A 15,759-nucleotide genomic window follows, 5' to 3' on the forward strand; every position below is an offset into this window, starting at 1 on the left:
GGGCGGGTGGCGGTGGTGGGTGCGGCGGGTGGGGGGGCGGGCGGGGCGGGGGGGGGGGGGGGGGCCGGCACCCCCCCCCCCCCCCCCCGCGGGGGGGGGGGGGGGGGGGCCGGGGCCCCCCCCCCCCCCCCCACCCCTCGCTGACTCGACGTGATGGGAGTGAAGCGAGATATCGTGGCAACCACCGCAGCCTCTACCGGCGCCTCGGCCTCATCACGGCTGCCAGCTACCGGTCGATGGCCACGGAGGAGTTAACCGCTTGAGGTACGACCATCCGGTGTCCCTTCCTACCGACGAGCAGATCCGGGCACTGCACGAGCGGTTCGCGCCGACCAAAGGCGCCTTCGAACTCGTCTACACCCACTGCCAAATCATCTGCGAGGTCGCGGAGCAACTCCTGGGCAGATACCCCGTTCCCCTGGACACCGCGCTCGTGCGTGCGGGCAGTCTCCTGCACGACATCGGCGTCTACCGCCTGTACAACGATGCAGGACAGCTCGATCACGGAACCTACGTCCGGCACGGGATACTCGGCCACACGATGCTGCGTGAGCTCGGGTTCCCCGAACTGGTGAACAGGTTCTGCTCCCATCACACCGGGGTCGGGCTCACCCGCGACGACGTGGTGCGGCAAGGCTTGCCACTTCCGGTGCGGGACTACACGGCAGACACCGTGGAGGAGCAACTGGTGATGTACGCGGACAAATTCCACAGCAAAACGACACCCCCGACGTTCCTCACCGCAAGCTCCTTCGCTGCCAGCGTGCGGCGTTTCGGCGATGACAAAGTTGACCGATTCGCGGCAATGGTCAAGACGTTCGGCGAGCCGGACCTAATATCACTCTCCCACCGCTACCGGCAGCCGCTCGTCTGAGCGTCCCTGCAACCATGCTCGCCGGCGCCGCCGGCGCCGCCGGCGCGACGGCCTTCGCCCAGCGAGTGCCGGGCGTCGTCGTCGGCATTTGCGCTGTACTCGCTGCTATCCTCGCCGGAACCCAGACCGTGGTTCGCCCGGATCAGCGAGCGCGGTTCAACCAGACGCAGACGTTCGCCCTCGCCCGGCTAGCGACATCGCCGGGATCAATCTGCAGCTCTGCGTCTGCCCGGTATCGCCGGAGCACCGGCACACTTAAGGCGTGTTTCAGAAGTCGTGGGTGGCCGGTGAAGGTCACGGCGTGGCGGTGACCTGGCTGACGATCCAGGGCAAACCGGCCGTGATCCGGAGTGGTCATGGTGGTGGTGTCCGAGGCGGAGCCACGTGGTGCATTGACGTGTTGGACCTGAAGGCGGATTCCCCGGCCACGTTGTGGGAATTCACGATTGGCCTGAACAGGCGCCGGCCTACCGTGCCTCAGTGACCAGCCCTCCGGACGCGGCGCGCATGCGCCTCCGCTTACGCGTTCACCACGTGTCCCGTAGCGCCCGGCTACGGCGGGTGATCACGATGGCGGCTCCATTTCGCAACACCCACATCACCAATGTGCTGTGGCAGCACACCGGCGCTCTTATCAGCTCCCGCGCGGATCTACTTCGCCTCGGGGCGCTGTTCCGGCTGGCGGCGGTCAGCCCACACAGCGCGGTGTTTCTGCCGTTGCGGATGAACGAACCCAGCGATACCGCCGCGTCCTGGCGTGACAGCCAGGGATTGGCCGACCTCCTCATCGTGCGCCGCGATGTGCCGCTACGACCGTCGGCCTGGCCGACGATCCGTGCGACGCTACGCCGTGGCCCCGGGGCCCCCGCGACAATGTCGGCACCGGCTCCGCGCCCGCCGGCCGGCCCGACATACAACCCGGCGCTGCAGGCACTGTTCGTCGCCGAACATGCCCACACGCTGGTGATGTCAGGCACCCCCACCGCCCTGCACGAGGCCGGTGACGAGCTGACGTGGTGCGGCAACGAGGTAGCCACCAACGAGGGCATTCACCGATATGGGGGGCCCACCGGGCTCAGCCAGTTCAACGGACCGGACCGCCGCTCCGGACGACGCGACGGTAGCTGGGAATGCATGGTCCTCGCCGAGGACCCAATCTTCCACCGGTCTCGCTGGCTGCGAATCATGTCCGAACCAGCTGCCGCCTAATACTGCAACTAAGGCATTTTTATAAGCCGGTCAGAGCCATTCGCAGATGATGGTGATGGTCAGGACGGCCTGGAACCGGACGGCCAACTTGTCGTAGCGGGTGGCCACGCCGCGGTGGCGGTTGAGCCTGTTGATGCCGTTGTCGACGGCATGTCGCATCCGGTAGAGGTCTGGGTCGAACGTGGGCGGGCGTCCGCCGCGGCTGGTGTAGGCCTTGTCCGCCAGGACGAGGTCGGGGCAGGTGCGGGACCGGCCTACTCCGAGACGGGTCCCGATTAACGTCGCGCGTGTAGGCGGGCGACCGGAGGGCGGGTCATGACGGGGTGGGACGGCGTGCAGTTGTGGGACGGCGGCGACGAGGACGAGGTGCGGGCTCGTCTGGCGGCGGGAGCCGATCCCTGCATGCCACTCGGGCATGACTCGGCCCTGCACGTCGCTGCGGAGCACTGGTCGCCAGCAGTCGTGGCGGCGATGGCCGCGGCGGCGAGCGATGTCGACTGCCTGTCCGACGGCCGGTCCCCGCTGTGGCTGGCGGTTCACGGGCGGCGGCACGACAACGCCCGGGTGCTGGCGGCCGCTGGTGCGGACCCGTGGCAGCCGATGATGGCCGGTTGGTCACCCGGTCGGCTGAGCCTCGCCGGCCCCGAACCCGACCTGTTCGGCACCGCGCCGGCCGGGGTCGAGCTGAGCCCGGCCGAGCGGGAAGCCGTCGCGTTGGCCGGTGAACTGGGCGACCGTTTGCAGGTCGACCACTACGACGGGACCGGGCTTCTCTGCGTCGCGGAGATCGACGCGACCGAGGCGATCCGCCGCCTCGACGGCACCCCGATGACCGAGGACGAGCTTCTCGCCCACTACGACATCGACGTCGACGAGGATCCCGATCCAGGCGACGAGCACGACTGGGTCTGGCTTTCGGAGATGAACGATCTGCTGCTCGTCGGCGTCACCGACGTACCCGGCGGCTGCGTGATCACCCAGCCGTGGGGATACCAGCCGCAGACACCCGTGGTCGGTCGGCTGCTGTCCGTCGGCACGATCGCCTACGGCCTGTACGCGAACCCGAAGAGCGGCAACCAGGGCAGCACTCACCGCGACGGGGAGACGATCGGCTGGGACCTGCATCCCGGCGGTGCCCCGTGGAGCGCAGACACCAGCCAGATGATCCTGCTCAGCTACCTCTACAGGTCGCAGGCCCCCGCATACTCGTGCGCGTTCGTCGGCCTCCGTCCCGTCGACGCCCGATGCATCACCGGCCCCGCCGACCACTGGGTTCTGCTGCCCGAGCGGGACTACTGGGCGAGCAATGCAGTGTGATGACATCCGGAATGATGAGGCACTGCCGTGCCAGGTCGGCAAGCCGGCCGGCGCGGGCAGGACGCGCGGTGTCCGTGCCTGCCTGAGCACCGGCCAACCGCTACAGCGCCCGCTGGCCTTGCTGGCCCCGACGTGCAGCCGGGGCCAGCAAGGCGTCGGTCAACTCGCAGGTGAGGGCATGCGCCGAGGTCAGCCCCTGATTCGGTACGCAGCGAAGTCCACGGCCCGTCTTACCGCTGGGCGTCGCGTGCGATCAGCCACCCGTTCACCGCAGATCAGCCAATTCGCGGTGGCCCAGCGCCGGTCGGTCCTGGCCACGGTCGCGTGGTGCGGCCAGCAGCGCGGCCGCAACGATGATCTGTACCGCCAGGACGAGCGCCTGGGCGGCGGGTGCCTTGAGGGTGAGCAGCGCGATGGTGGTGTTCACGCCGAAGTGGACCGCGATCGATGCCGCGACCCCGGCGAGCTCGTAGGCGTAGCCGGTGAGCAGTGCCATCGGGAAGACGCTGAGCGTGAACAACAGGCCACTCCAGCTGACCAGGCCGAACTCGGACTGAAGAGTCCCGTCGATGAAGAACAGCGGCAGGTGCCACACCGCCCAGGCGGTGCCCAGCAGCAGACCGGCGCGCAGGCGGCTCATCGACGCGCGCAGGCGTGGGTAGGCCGTGCCACGCCAACCGGGCTCCTCGGCCAACGGACCACCCACCAGCATGCTGATCAGGAACGGTACGGTTCCGCCCGCCGTCGCGATCAACTCGCGCCCTTCGGTCAGGCTCACTGCGGGGCCTCCCAGGAACTCCGCGAGCAGTGCGGCTGCCAGTACGGTCCCCGATGCCAGGGCCAGCATGGGCAGCGCCCAGAACAGCCGTGGGCGCAGCCGAAGTCGCACCGTGTGGGCGGGGATCGGTTGACGACGGCGATGGCGCCGTATCCGGACGGCGATCGCGCCGATCGCCGGGCCGAATCCGCCGAGAAGGTACGGAACGACGGTGGGGGACGTCATCGCCGGTCCATCGAGTGTGACCGCGAAAAGCCAGAAGGCGAAGGTCCAGGCGAACGTGACGATCCAGAAGGTGGTGAGGCCGTCGTGTCGGCGAGCAGAGGTTGCGGTGGTCACGCCAGTTCCCTTCGCGGGGTTAGGAGCAGGGGTTGTTGGGGTTGGCTCTGGGTGGGGGTGAGCCATCGGTCACCCGGCACGAACCGTGTCGGGCGTCTCGTGTAGTCGGTGGGCGAGCCAGCCGACCACCTGCGCGAGCAGGTCGGGGTCGACCGGCTGGCGGAGCAGTCGCCGGTAGGAGCGCACCGACGGACGGCCGAAGTCGCGACGCAGCACGTGGGTGAGGTCGGGAATCCGGTGCACCGTGACGTCGCCGGGCACCAGCCGGCGGATCTCGTCCAGGTCGGCCGGGTCGACCTGGACGTCCTTGCCGCCGGTGATGGCCAGGACGGGAGCCTTGATGTTCGCCAGGTCGGAGCGCGGGTCGTGGTCGAGCAGCTCCCGCAGCCACCGGGCGTTGGTTGGCCTCCCGAGGACGCGCACCACGTCCGTGCTGGACGTCTTGATTCGGGCGAGTTGGCGGTTGGCCAGGGATCGCAGGATCGGTAGCAGCGGTCGTACGGGAGCGGGGAGGTCGCGGGCGATCATTGCGGCCTGCCAGCGCAGGGCGTCCTCCCCTCGGCGGGCGAACCCGGCCAGCAGCACCACCGCCGCGACCTCCGGGCGTGCCCCAAGCGACATGGCGTGAACGGCACCCTCGCTGTGCCCGAGCACGCCAACGGCGTCCGCCCGGATATCGGGTCGCGCGACGAGGGCGCGTAGCGCGGCGGCGGCGTCGTGCCGACCGGCGGCGAATCCGGTCGCGCGCCAGTCGCCGCCCGTGGCGCCGACACCGCGCCGGTCGTACCGCAACGTGGCGATCCCGGCCTCTGCCAGCCTGCTGGCCACTGGTGGCCCGAGCTCCATCCGGAGGCGCGCGGTGTTGGAGTCGCGATCCAGCCGTCCGGAGCCGTGCAGGATCAGGACGGCCGGGTGCGGTCCGGGACCGACGGGCAGGGTCAGCGTGCCGACCAGGGCAAGTCCGTCGTCTGCGACAGCCGTCATGTCGACATCCGTCATGCGCCACCTCCTATTATTCTCAGCGTCGCGAACATTATCAACCGTGGGAACATTATCGTATGTGGGAAGATGGGTCCATGGCAACCGCAGACCTTCTCCTGCACCCCGTCCGGATGCGCATCCTGCAAACGCTGTTCGACACCGACCCGCTGACCACCACACAGCTCCGCGAGCGCCTACCCGACATCCCCCCAGCGACGATGTACCGGCACATCGCCGTGTTGGTCGAGGCGGGCGTGCTGGAGGTGGTCGACGAGCGGCGAGTACGCGGCACGGTGGAGCGCAGCTACCGCGTACGCCAAGAACAGGGCACGGTCAGCCCCGCCGCGCGGGCCGCGATGACCCTCGACGATCACCGACGCGCCTACACCACGTTCGCGGCGTCACTGCTTGGCGACTTCGACCGCTACCTCGCCCATGAACACGCCGACCCCCACCGCGACGGCGTGGTCTACCGACAGGCCGCCGTCTGGCTCACCGACGAAGAGTTCGCCACGATGGTCGCCGAGATCGAACACGCCGTCGTCAGTCGGACCGGCAACACCCGCGACGGCCGGACCCGCCGCGTCGTCAGCCTCGTCGTCGTACCGGACACGCCATCGACGCCACCTGAATCGGCCACAACCACCCGGCCCCCGACCGAGTAACGCGCTCGCCGACGCCGCCCTCAGCGGACAGCCCCTCGTCTGGCTCACTCCCCCGCCGCAGGAGTAAGCCTTCGAGAGGATCCCGCCGCCTCAGCTCAGCGCGCCTCGACTGGTTTGCGGTAACGGGGTCGCCAGGCCGTCACCCGGTATCCCACCTTCTCGTACAACCGAACGCTGTTGTTCGGGTTCTCCGCGACCGTGCCGAGTCGGGCCGTCGACGCTCCCGCCTCCGCCAACATACGCAGCGTGCGCCTCATCACCGCGAGACCGACGCCCCGCCGACGCCACGCGGTGCCCACGGCAACCCACGGCGTCAACGCGGTGCCGTCGGCCTGCAACTCGTTCACCACGACCGCGGCGATGTCGTCCCCCGCCCAAACGACGCACCAGATGTCGATGTCCTGGACGTCGCGGAGGTACTCCTCGTAGGTCCTGGGCCGGTGGCCGTTACGTGATCCCGCGAAGCACTCCTCGATCACCTGGTGGATCTGGGGATGGTGGGCAGCCTCGACCGGACGCTGGACGAGCCCTTCGGGCAGCCGAATGTCGCCGTCCGGTAAGCCGCTGAGGTCGTGGGCCATGTCAACGACCGTGAACGCGACCCGGTAACCGTGAGCTGTCAGCAGTGCCAGCTTGCCCGGCTGGTGCTCGCCCACGTTCGCGCCGAAGACGCTCCGACCGCCGACCGGCCTGCTGCCGTCGAACTCGATGGCCTGTGCCTCCTGCCACCGCAGCATGGCGCTGCCGATGCCCCGTCTGCGCCACGCTGGGCTCACACAGCCACTCAGCAGGTAGACCCGGGTATCGGCCGCTTCGGACCACCAGTCCATCCAGGTGAAGCCCACGATTCGCCCCGAATTGCCTTGGGCGATCAGACAGAACGGGTGTACGCCGTTGGGGTCATCGCTGGTATCGGGACCGGGCAGCGAGAGATCGCCGTCGACCCGGTGCACCTCGGCACGGACGGCCTGGACGCCGGCAATGTCACTGGCACCCACATAGGGCCGCATCGTGACGCCAGCCTCTGCCAATGAACCGAACCGCTCAACCGCCACTGTCCCGCCTTCTTGGTGCCACCGCCGCGGAGGACTGCACGCCCGGTCATCGCGCCGACCGCCGCACCCGCGCTACGGACCGCTGCTCGCAATGCTAAGACGTACGCGCGGACAGCCGATTGTCGATCGACCGGGCAACGGGCTCGTGACTTGCACAATCGGAAGGTGGGCGATGCTGGTATCGGGCAGGCGTTGGAGGCGGACCTTGGAGCGCTCGTTCCTGAGGTGGCCGCGCTTGTGCTGTCGACCTGCTCGTCCCAGACCAGTCGCGGCAGGAACTAACCTCTATCGTCTACCGCCTGCGGGCGGACGCACTCACCGGCACAGGGACGGGCAGATGACCGACGACCACGACGCCGCCGGAGCAATGAGCTTCATCTTCGAGGCCGGCGTCCTCAAGCGCGCCGCCCGCACCGGCTGGTGGTTCGCTGGCGTCAAGCACCCCGAATCCATCGCCGAGCACTCGTTCCGGACCTCGCTCATCGGAATGATGCTCGCCGCCATGGAGGGCGCGGACCCGGCCCGCGTGTCGATGCTTTGCGTTCTGCACGACACCCAGGAAACCCGGATCACCGACATCCCACACATCGCCAGGCGCTATCTCACCGCCGTACCCAACACCGCCGTCACCGCCGACCAGGTTGCGGCCTGCCCACCGGCCGTCGCCGACGTCATCACCGCTGCCGTCGCCGAGTACGAAGCCGGCGAGACGCTGGAAGCCGTCGTCGCCCGCGACGCCGACAAGATGGAATGCCTCGTCCAAGCCGTCGAGTACCGCCATCAGGGCATCGACAACGTCCAGCGCTGGATCGACAGCTCGCGAGCGGCACTGAAGACCGCCAGCGCCCACCGCCTCGCCGACGCCGCCCTCAGCGGACAACCCCTCGCCTGGCTCACTCCCCCGCCGCACGAGTAAGCCGGTCTTCACCTGCTGAACCGTCCACGAAGGTCCCTGCTCGTCCGCTGACATCCGTCCCGATCATCACCCGATTAGTCACCCAGCCGGGTCACTCCCACAGGTCGGCACCGTCGTTGCCGGATGGGTCCGTCTCCCCCAGAGATTCATGGAGCCCGCCGATCTCGCGGCCCGTCGGATTGCACTCCGCGTCCGTCTCGACCAAGTGCCAGCCGGGATCGCTCTCGCGCGCGTGCGGGCCGCCACCCTCGTCGAGGATGCACACCGTGGCAACGACCGCCTCGTACGCTCCAGCTCGCGCGACCAGCAGCACGTCGTGAGGATCCGCGCCTGCCTCAACCAACCGCCGCGCGGCCGCCACGTCGTACAGAGCACTGGCATCCATCCACGGAGATATCGCATCCCGCCACAAGGCGCGCAAAACCATGAACCGAGCCAGCTGCGGAATGTTCTCGCTGACCTCCGACCTTGCCCACCCCTCCGGGTCTTGGGCTCCAAGCTCCTTGAACCTCTCCGCCAGCGATAACGCAGAATCGCGGACATCTGGCGGTAGAGTCGCCAACCACTCATCCCACGTCGGCCAGGAGATCACCGCCTGATCATGCCCTTGCCTCGTCCGCTGGCCAACCCAGCGCTTGATGTCCCTGAATGGCGCGCTGCTCGGCTAGGTTCGGCTGACCCGGTTGCTCTACTTCGCTGCTGCACAGCTGGCGTCAGACGAGGCGTTGGATGCGAACCTTCGGGCGCTCGTTCCTGAGGTGGCCGTGCTTGTGCTGACGCACCTGCTCGTCCCAGACCTCCTGGTCGTAGTCCGGGTCCGGCGGGATCCACCTGCGTGAGCCGTCGTTGTAGTGGAACTTCTCGTCACCCGGCCGCAGGATGCTCATCGGGTCCAGCCGAGGAATCGGTAGTGCAGGTGTCCGGCGGGAACGAGGGCCAGGTCCTGGGTCGCGTCGACGAACTGAGCCGCCAGGTAGAGGGCCAGTGACACCGGGGCTCGGTCGTACTCCGCTCGCAACTCTTGACGCCGGGTCTGGCATGGCCACTCCCAAGCACAGCCACCGCACGTCCAGGCCGGCCTGATCGGGTGGTGAGTGGTCACTGCGGGCCGTCCTGGCTGGGCCAGTGGCCGCGGTTGATCGGGATGCGATGCCGGCTTCGGCATGGCAGCGCGCCTCCGCAGCGGCAAATGCGCCGCCAGCGTCGCCAGGACCAGACGGGCCGGTGACGGCGAGCGAGCGTCAGCGCCACCGCCAGCACGTACTCGTCGTACGAAACTCGCTTCACCGGCTCGCCTCGCCTGCTCGCGCCAGGATCTGCCCTGCCCTTGTCGAAGGGAGCACTGCCGTCTCCTTATACCGGAGCGATCTGGAGGCGTGGATGCCCGAGCGCGGGGGACGCGCCGGACATCCACGCCGGCGAGGACGGCCCACAGCGCCAACCGAGGGAATCGACCTCCTCGGCAACCTCCCACAGGTACCGTTGGGTAGTCAAGGGCTGACGTAGGTGGTCTACTCGTGTTGCCAACCGAGGAGAGCCACGTGCCACCGCGTTACCGCTACGAACAGATCGCCGACGACCTCGCCGAACGCATCAAGGCCGGCGAGTTCCAGCCCGGCTCCAAGCTGCCGAGTCGGCGAGAGCTGATTGAGCACTACGGGGTTACCGAGCCGGTGATCGACCGCGCAATGCAGGTACTACGGATCAAAGGAATGACCGAAACACTTCCCGGTGTTGGCGTCTTCGTCGCCGAGTGAATCTCTCCCTAGGTGCCTGTAACCTCGGGCAATGTTCCGCCTTTCTCCGGCTGAGCCCCTCCCCGTCTGACCCGGTTGCTGTCGACAGCAACCGGGCTCGCATTTTGCATAAACGGGGGGCCGGTTAACCTCCGAGGGTGCGACACCTCAGCAGGTCGTTCCTCCTCGGCGCGCTGCACCGCAAGAAGGGGGCCGAGCAGTTCCTCGGACCCGTCGTGATTGCGGGCGTCGAAGGCATCCGCTGGGTGTCCATCTGGCCCTGGAAAGAGGGCTACAACGTGTCCATCCAGAACGTGCAGGACCTGGACGACGAGAGCCGCCGGGACCTGTCGGTGTTCCCGTCGCTGGACCCAGACGGCGAGGACGACCCAGGGCCTGGCCGCTTGATCGGTCACGTTGAAGACCCGGCCGAAGCGCTGGAATTAGCACAGCGAGCGACCGGGGCGTCGCCGGATCGCTGGGTCAACCACGGGGTTGCCGGGGAGGACTACGCGGACTTCGTACGAGCCAGGAACTCCTGAGTCAGACGTTGAAGCGGAACTCAGACGAGCGGTTGCGTGACCTGCGGCGTTCCTCACGGTGAGGTTGCATCCTGACGGCGGTCCTTGTGCTGACCCACCGCCGTGGTGGGTCACAGGCCGGTTCGCCCGTCGATGCACTCGCGTAGGAGGTCGGCGTGGCCAGCGTGCCGCGCGTACTCCTCGATCACGTGGACAAGCACGTCGCGCGTGGCGTGGCTGCCACCGTCGACCAGCACCTCGCGGCCCAGGTCGGCCTCGTCGAGGGCGTCGAGCCATTCGTCCGCCCTGGCGATCTCGGCCTTCCAGGTGGCAAAGGCGTCCTTCACCACCGCTGGGTCGGGGACCGCGCCCCCGAAGTCCCAATCCGGGTCGTCCTCGTGCTGGTAAAGGCACGGTGCGTCGGTACGCCCCTGCAGCACACGCTGGAACCACTGGTTCTCCATCTGCGCCAGATGGCGGACCAGGCCGAGCAAGCTCAGGGTGCTGGGCGGTACCGAGCGTCGGCCGAGCTGCTCGGCGTCCAGTCCGTCGCACTTCATCTCTATGGTCAGGCGGTAGTTGCCGAGGTACTCCCGGTAGGTCGCCTTCTCGCCGACGGGCTGACCGAAGGTCCTGGGGTCTTTCTCGGGGGCGGTCCACAGTTTGCTCACGGCGCCACCAAATCGCGGGCGGATCGCACCAGTCAAGTGAGTTGCGGTGCACCAACTTCGACGGCGCATCGCTGGCGAAGCTTGACACCTTCGTTCCGCAGGAAGCACCGATTGAGCTGCCTCAAAGTCCACCGGAGTTCATGGACGTCCGGACAGAGTCGTCCTGGTCGTCACTCAGACGAACGCCGGATCTTGCGCATGAGCATGGCCCAGACGCCGTACCCGGAGCCGACATTCCCCGTGATTGCGCCGGCAGCAGAGCCCATGAAGAGGGCGTTGGCGCAGTCAGGGCAGACCTTGCGGCCGGTGATTGTCTCTTGAAACGGCTCTTTGACCCGTCGTCTGCAGTCCGGACACTCACGGCTTGACAGGCCCATTGGCTCTCCCCGGTCGGTTATCGAGCAGGGTATCCGGCTGCCACTACCGAATCCGTCGTCACGAGCGCCTTGACGCCTACGAGACGCCAGGGCGCGGCAGCAATGCGACGCAGAAGCTCCAGGGTCAAAGGGCGGCCCGCAGCGGCGCGACGCGCCCTGCAGATCGGAGGGACGGTCCCCGCATCTCAACCGGCGACGTCCACGACAACCTTGCCGTTCGCGGTGCCGCTGGCGACCAGGCGGTGGGCGTCCGTGACCGTGTCGAGCGTGAACGTGCGTGGATCCAGTCGCGGGCGCAACATGCCGGCGTCGGCCAGCGCCGCGACCTCGCGCAGAATGTCGCCCTGGTGTTCGCGGCCCTGCCCGGTCAGCAGCGGCAGCAGAGTGAACACCCCGGAATAGGTCGCTCCCCGGAACGACAGCGGGGCGAGCGAGTGCGACCCCCAGCCCAACGCGCTGACCACGTGGCCGTGATAGGTGCGCACCGCCGCGAACGACGCGTCGAGGGTCGCGCCGCCCACGTTGTCGGCGATGATGTCGAACCCGGCACCGTCGGTGTACCTCTGCACGTACTCCTCGACGCTTGTCGAGGTGTAGTCGATCGCTACCGCGCCCAGGCTCTCGATCAGAGACATGCTCGCCGGCCCACCCGTGGCGTACGCCGCGGCGCCGCGCGCCTGGGCGAGTTGGACGCTCACGTAACCGACGCCACCGGCGCCGCCGTGCACCAGCACCTTCTGGCCGGCCCGGACCCCGGCCCGGTCGACAAGCCCCTCCCAGGAGGTGATCGCCGCCAGGGGTAACGCGGCGGCCTCCCGCATGGAGAGGGTGTTCGGCTTGCGGGCCAGGAGTCGGGTGTCCACGGCGGCGTACTCGGCAAGCGAACCCTGGAGGTCGCCCACGCCCCCGCACAGCCCGTACACCTCGTCTCCCGGCGCGAGGTCGGTCACCTCCGCACCGACCGCCGCGACGACGCCGGCGAGGTCCAGGCCGAGCACCGCGGGGAGCTGGATGCGTGCGTGCGCGGCCTTTCCCGCCTGGATCTTCGTGTCGAGCGGGTTGACCCCGCTGGCGACGATCCGCACCAGCGCCTGCCCGCGCTCGGGGCTGGGTTGGTCGATCTCCTCGATCGTCAGCGGAACGTCGAACTCCCGCAGCACCGCAGCGCGCATCGCCATCCACACTCTCCGTGATCGGGGCCTCTCGTGGACGCTATCCGACCGGATCGGCGGTGGGGCGGGTTCTCGGACCGGCCACCGTCACAACGGGCGCGTCAGGCGTCGTCGGCGCCGTCGAGCAACGCGCGTCGCAGCGCCAGCCGGTGCTCCCGGCGGATCTCCGCCTCCCGGTACCGTCGCCGGTCCCCGTCGGTCTCCGGCAGCAGCGGCGGCACCGTACGAGGCTGACCGTCGTCGTCGATGGCGACCATGACCAGGTGGGCGGTGGCCACGTCGGTGGGCGGCACCGCCCGGTCCCACCGGTCGGCGGTCACCTTGACGGCGACCTCCATCGAGCTGCGGCCGGCCCAGGTGATCCGGGCATCGACGTGTACGACGTCACCGACCCGCACCGCGCGGAGGAACGCCGTCTCGTCGATGGCAGCGGTCACCGCCGGCCCGTCGGAGTGCCGGGCGGCGACCACACCGGCGACGGAGTCGATGAGGTTGAGGATCCGGCCGCCGTGCACCGTACCCATCAGGTTGGTGTGGTGCTGGTCCATGATCTGCGACAGGGTCAGGTGCGACGCCGACGGCGCTCGGCCGGCGATCGTGGTGGTGTCGTGCACAGCGGTAGTCCGTCCCTCGGGAAACCACACCGCCGGGTCGCGGACACGCGCTGACGAGGACCTGGCCGTGCGCCACACGCACGGCCCGTCACCCGCTCAGCCCACCCGCGAGGCCGACGGCAGCGCACACGGTTGTGTACGCGGCGCCGGCAGGTCTTCGGACTCGCGGGCCTGACCGGTCGCGCCGGTCCCCTACTGGCCGTCGCTTCCCAGGCCGTTGGCCCAGTGCTGATGACGGCGGTCGTTCCCACTCACCGCTGCGGGGCAGCCCCGGATTTCCACCGGGTTCCCTCTTGCGACGCCCAGCCGGTCACGACGGGGCGAACCAGCGCCGTCGGCAGCATAGCTGGCCAGGGAATGTGTCCACCCGGGGCGTCCCGCTGCGACGGCCCGCGACCTCGTCGTCAACTTTTGTCGTCGGAGGAAGAAGATCGCCACCTCTTGAAAAAAGTCTCGCGAGGGTGAGGATATCCAGATGCGTCGTCTCCCCCAGACTTGCGGGCGGGTGATCTCGGGCCTCCTCGCGTTCCTCCTCGCCTCGGCGGTCGCCCTGCTCGCGTCCGCCCAACCCGCCGCGGCTCACGGGACCCTCGCCGACTCCACACCGGCGGGCGGCTCCACCGTGCGCGAGCCGTTCACGGCGGTGCGGCTCTACTTCACCGAGAAGGCCGCCGCCAACGCGTTCTTCACGGTCACCGCCCCGGACGGCACCCGGGTCGACGACGGCTGGTCGCAGGGGGAGCCGAAGCCGCTGGAGAAGCCGGTACGGGAGTACTTCCTGGTCAACGGGCAGTTCGAGCCACGGGAGTACACGACGGGGTTCCCCGCGGTGGTGACCGTCGCCCACCTGCCCGCCAAGGGCCAGTATTCGGTGAGCTACCTGTCGGTCGCCTCGGACGGCGACACCGTGCGGGGCACCCTGACCTTCCGCTACGACGGGCGGGTGGCCGCGGCGCCGAAGGGGTGGAGCCCGCCGTCGACCCAACCGGACCCGGCGCTGGTGGCCGCCACCGAGCAGCACAACACGTCCGGGCAGGCCTCGGCGGTGCCGACCACCGCGGACGATCCGTCCAACCCGCCGGCTGCGGCGGCTCCGTCGACCGGGTCCACCGAGGAGAGCGGCTTCGGAACGGTGGCCTTGGCCGGCTGGGCGGTGGTGGTCGCGGCGGCCGGGGCGGTGGCCGCGTACATCTTCTGGCGTCGCCGATCGGCTTCCACCCGCAGACCCACCGGCCGGGGCCGCACCTCGCCGGCGACCTCCGGTCGACGCGGCGGTGGTGCCCGTCCCACGAACAAGGCCGGCACCGGCCCGGCCGCCGGCGCCAGGGCCACCGGCGGCAAGACCATCGGCGGTGGCAAGGCCGACGGTCGCAGGACCGTCGTCGCGCCGGCTCCGGGCGACAAGCGGCGGCCCACCACCGTGCCGGCGGCACGCAAGGGCAACGCGGTCGTCACGGCCCGCACGGGCGTCGCGGTCGATCCGACGCCGACCGATCAAACCGTCGCCGGTACGGACGGCGAGCCCACGGTCGAGCCCGGAGCACGGCCCGACACGGATCTCGCCGCCGCAGCGCCCGGATCCCGGCTGAGCAACACCCACCTTGCCCTGCTCGTCGGCGGGCTGGTGATCGCTCTGCTGGCCGGGTTCGGTCTGGCCCGCATCGGGACCGGCGACGGGAACCCGGCGGACCGCAGCGCCCGGCAGCCCGCGGGCGGTCCGCCCGCCCCGGGCCAGGAGGGCGCCGCGAACGACGGGCACCAACACCCGGCGGGCACCGGGCCGCACACGCATCGCGGTGACGGCGCGACGGGCGAGACGCTGGCGACCGGGACGACGGTCAGCGCCGGCGGCTACACCCTGCAACCACTGGAGCGGTCCCAACCGCCCGGGGTACGCGCGGACTACCGGTTCCGCATCGTCGGGACCGACCGGCAACCGGCGACCCGCTTCGCGGTCGTCCACGACAAGCCGTTGCACCTGATCGTGGTCGGCCGCGACCTGTCCGGCTATCAGCACCTGCACCCGACGATGGCGGCCGACGGCACCTGGAGCGTCCCCCTGACACTGGCCCGGCCCGGCGGCTACCGCGTCTACGCCGACTTCTCCGTCACCGCGACCAACGACACGCAGATTCCGCTCGTGCTGGGCGTCGACCACACCGTGCCCGGCGCGCACACCCCGACCGCGTTGCCGCCGGTGCAGGCCCAGGCGAAGGCCGGGCCGTACGCGGTGTCGATGACCGGAACCCCGACGGTGGGGGTGACGGCGCCGATGCACTTCAAGGTCAGCGCCGACCCGACCGTGCCCGTGCAGTTGGAGCCGTACCTGGGCGCGTACGGGCACCTGGTCGTCGTCCGCGAGGGCGACCTCGGGTACGTGCACGTCCACCCCGAGCCGGAGCTGGTCGACGGGTCGGTCAAGTTCTGGCTGACCGCCCCGAGTTCGGGCCGGTACCGGGCGTTCTTCGACTTCCAGGTCGCCGGCAAGGTGCACACCGCCGAGTTCACGATCAACGTGCCCTGAGCCGGAACTT

General features: G+C 69.4%; 16 protein-coding genes, 1 pseudogene and 1 riboswitch. Of the genes and pseudogenes, 8 read left to right on the forward strand and 9 right to left on the reverse strand.

Going from position 1 to position 15,759, the window contains the following annotated elements; genetic code table 11:
* Positions 1-259: 259 nt before the first annotated feature.
* Positions 260-874, forward strand: coding sequence for an HD domain-containing protein (locus tag AB0O48_RS34060; RefSeq protein WP_365070054.1), 615 nt, complete (start codon positions 260-262; stop codon positions 872-874).
* Between the two features lie 561 nt (positions 875-1,435).
* Positions 1,436-2,083, forward strand: coding sequence for a hypothetical protein (locus tag AB0O48_RS34065; protein WP_365070056.1), 648 nt, complete (start codon positions 1,436-1,438; stop codon positions 2,081-2,083).
* Positions 2,084-2,113: 30 nt separating this feature from the next.
* Here the strand turns inward: AB0O48_RS34065 and AB0O48_RS34070 are convergent.
* Positions 2,114-2,347: pseudogene (locus AB0O48_RS34070) on the reverse strand (IS5/IS1182 family transposase); the annotation flags it as partial.
* A 51-nt stretch (positions 2,348-2,398) separates the two neighbouring features.
* On the opposite strand from AB0O48_RS34070, the gene AB0O48_RS34075 reads away from it, so the two are divergent.
* Positions 2,399-3,400, forward strand: a complete 1,002-nt coding sequence (locus AB0O48_RS34075) for a hypothetical protein (protein ID WP_365070125.1) — start codon at positions 2,399-2,401, stop codon at positions 3,398-3,400.
* A gap of 265 nt (positions 3,401-3,665) precedes the next feature.
* On the opposite strand, the gene AB0O48_RS34080 is transcribed toward AB0O48_RS34075, so the two are convergent.
* Complete coding sequence (locus tag AB0O48_RS34080) at positions 3,666-4,517, reverse strand: type II CAAX endopeptidase family protein (protein ID WP_357571120.1); 852 nt, start codon at positions 4,515-4,517, stop codon at positions 3,666-3,668.
* A gap of 69 nt (positions 4,518-4,586) precedes the next feature.
* Positions 4,587-5,501 carry an alpha/beta fold hydrolase gene (locus AB0O48_RS34085; RefSeq protein WP_357571122.1) on the reverse strand — a complete coding sequence of 305 codons (915 nt, stop codon included), beginning with the start codon at positions 5,499-5,501 and terminating at the stop codon, positions 4,587-4,589.
* Between the two features lie 92 nt (positions 5,502-5,593).
* On the opposite strand from AB0O48_RS34085, the gene AB0O48_RS34090 reads away from it, so the two are divergent.
* On the forward strand, positions 5,594-6,163 hold the full coding sequence (locus AB0O48_RS34090; protein ID WP_357571124.1) for a helix-turn-helix domain-containing protein: 570 nt from the start codon (positions 5,594-5,596) through the stop codon (positions 6,161-6,163).
* A gap of 95 nt (positions 6,164-6,258) precedes the next feature.
* Here the strand turns inward: AB0O48_RS34090 and AB0O48_RS34095 are convergent, their stop codons facing one another.
* Positions 6,259-7,173 (reverse strand): GNAT family N-acetyltransferase, encoded by a 915-nt coding sequence (locus AB0O48_RS34095; protein ID WP_357571125.1) that lies wholly within the window; start codon positions 7,171-7,173, stop codon positions 6,259-6,261.
* 382 nt (positions 7,174-7,555) lie between these two features.
* Between AB0O48_RS34095 and AB0O48_RS34100 the strand changes: the two genes are divergently transcribed.
* Positions 7,556-8,134, forward strand: coding sequence for an HD domain-containing protein (locus AB0O48_RS34100; RefSeq protein ID WP_357571126.1), 579 nt, complete (start codon positions 7,556-7,558; stop codon positions 8,132-8,134).
* Between the two features lie 91 nt (positions 8,135-8,225).
* Here the strand turns inward: AB0O48_RS34100 and AB0O48_RS34105 are convergent, their stop codons facing one another.
* Positions 8,226-8,726, reverse strand: a complete 501-nt coding sequence (locus AB0O48_RS34105) for a hypothetical protein (protein ID WP_357571127.1) — start codon at positions 8,724-8,726, stop codon at positions 8,226-8,228.
* A gap of 121 nt (positions 8,727-8,847) precedes the next feature.
* A complete protein-coding gene (locus AB0O48_RS34110) occupies positions 8,848-9,021 on the reverse strand; it encodes a hypothetical protein (RefSeq protein ID WP_357571128.1) in 174 nt (57 codons plus the stop codon).
* A 654-nt stretch (positions 9,022-9,675) separates the two neighbouring features.
* Between AB0O48_RS34110 and AB0O48_RS34115 the strand changes: the two genes are divergently transcribed.
* The gene (locus AB0O48_RS34115; RefSeq protein WP_357255930.1) at positions 9,676-9,891 is read left to right on the forward strand and encodes a winged helix-turn-helix domain-containing protein; all 216 of its coding nucleotides are present in this window, start codon (positions 9,676-9,678) and stop codon (positions 9,889-9,891) included.
* A gap of 137 nt (positions 9,892-10,028) precedes the next feature.
* The gene (locus AB0O48_RS34120) at positions 10,029-10,412 is read left to right on the forward strand and encodes a hypothetical protein (protein WP_357255928.1); all 384 of its coding nucleotides are present in this window, start codon (positions 10,029-10,031) and stop codon (positions 10,410-10,412) included.
* Between the two features lie 110 nt (positions 10,413-10,522).
* Here AB0O48_RS34120 and AB0O48_RS34125 read toward each other — a convergent pair whose 3' ends face one another.
* The 3 genes from AB0O48_RS34125 to AB0O48_RS34135 all read right to left on the reverse strand — a co-directional run bounded on the left by AB0O48_RS34125 (position 10,523) and on the right by AB0O48_RS34135 (position 13,225).
* Complete coding sequence (locus AB0O48_RS34125; protein WP_357255926.1) at positions 10,523-11,062, reverse strand: DinB family protein; 540 nt, start codon at positions 11,060-11,062, stop codon at positions 10,523-10,525.
* A 562-nt stretch (positions 11,063-11,624) separates the two neighbouring features.
* On the reverse strand, positions 11,625-12,617 hold the full coding sequence (locus AB0O48_RS34130) for a zinc-dependent alcohol dehydrogenase family protein (protein WP_357255924.1): 993 nt from the start codon (positions 12,615-12,617) through the stop codon (positions 11,625-11,627).
* Positions 12,618-12,712: 95 nt separating this feature from the next.
* Positions 12,713-13,225 carry an acyl-CoA thioesterase gene (locus tag AB0O48_RS34135; protein WP_357369322.1) on the reverse strand — a complete coding sequence of 171 codons (513 nt, stop codon included), beginning with the start codon at positions 13,223-13,225 and terminating at the stop codon, positions 12,713-12,715.
* A gap of 130 nt (positions 13,226-13,355) precedes the next feature.
* A riboswitch (cobalamin riboswitch) is annotated at positions 13,356-13,570 on the reverse strand.
* Between the two features lie 130 nt (positions 13,571-13,700).
* On the opposite strand from AB0O48_RS34135, the gene AB0O48_RS34140 reads away from it, so the two are divergent.
* The gene (locus tag AB0O48_RS34140; protein ID WP_365070067.1) at positions 13,701-15,749 is read left to right on the forward strand and encodes a copper resistance protein CopC; all 2,049 of its coding nucleotides are present in this window, start codon (positions 13,701-13,703) and stop codon (positions 15,747-15,749) included.
* The last annotated feature ends 10 nt before the right edge of the window (positions 15,750-15,759 follow it).

This window comes from Micromonospora sp. NPDC085948, from assembly GCF_040686315.1.
In the GTDB taxonomy this organism is placed as follows: Bacteria; Actinomycetota; Actinomycetes; order Mycobacteriales; family Micromonosporaceae; genus Micromonospora.